The organism is Brachyspira catarrhinii, from assembly GCF_005518285.1.
In the GTDB taxonomy this organism is placed as follows: Bacteria; Spirochaetota; Brachyspiria; order Brachyspirales; family Brachyspiraceae; genus Brachyspira; species Brachyspira catarrhinii.
Genome location: NZ_SJDU01000631.1, coordinates 1 through 870, shown reverse-complemented (window position 1 = coordinate 870; position 870 = coordinate 1). Strand labels below are relative to the sequence as shown.

The following is an 870-nucleotide window of genomic DNA, read 5'->3' as shown; positions in this document are numbered from 1 at the left end:
CACCAGTCTCCAAAACCACCAGTCTCCAAAACTGGGTGTTGCAGGTTCGACTCCTGTCTGACCTGATTATTGATTTTTTTAGTTTTTTATAATTTTAATTTAGGGTAATTTTATGGCAGAAAAGAAAAAAAATAAATTATTTAATTCTTTGGATGAGATAAAGAAAGAGCTTTTTGAAAGAAGCGTATGGCCCACTCGTCAAGAGGTTATAAATCAAACGGTTATCGTTATTATATTGCTTATTATAACTTCGGCTTTTTTGGGCGCCGCCGATTACGCGGTGACTTTTATAACGAGAACATTACTTGACGGTTCGATTATATCGGCTATAATGTCTTCTGCTATTGCTTTGGTTTTAATAGCGGTATTTGTGGCTTTATTTGTTATTTATTTTGCCATTCGATATGTTAGAAAAAACAGATATAACAGGTGATTAAGTATGACCGATATGCAAGAATATAAACAAGAAGAAAAAGATTATAAATGGTATATAGTCCAAACTCAACATGGATACGAAAATAAGGTTAGAGAAAGAATCGATAAAAGAGTAAAAGAAAACGGAATGGACGATTTAATTGTCGATATATATATACCTTCCCAAACGGTTTCTACTACGAAAAACGGTAAGAAAGTAAATAAAGAAGAATTTTCTTTTCCAGGTTATGTTTTGGTAAAAATGATAATGAACGACTCTTCGCATTCTATGGTTAGGAGAACTCCAGGAGTCGCTGGTTTTATAGGAAGCCATGCCACTACGAAAGAAGAAGGGCAGATAATTCCGACTCCTTTAAGCGAAGCGGATGTCGCGAGAATATTCGAAGATGTGGAAAGCAAGGCTAAAAATCAAATAAATGAAATTATAGGAATGGA

The 870-nt window shown here is 34.4% G+C and carries 2 protein-coding genes; both read left to right on the top strand.

What is annotated here, in order from left to right; genetic code table 11:
* Window positions 1–112 precede the first annotated feature (112 nt).
* On the top strand, window positions 113–433 hold the full coding sequence (gene secE, locus EZH24_RS12745) for a preprotein translocase subunit SecE (RefSeq protein WP_137999408.1): 321 nt from the start codon (window positions 113–115) through the stop codon (window positions 431–433).
* Between the two features lie 6 nt (window positions 434–439).
* Window positions 440–870, top strand: a 431-nt coding sequence (locus tag EZH24_RS12740) for a transcription termination/antitermination NusG family protein (protein WP_236847258.1), incomplete at its 3' end; no start/stop codon positions are given.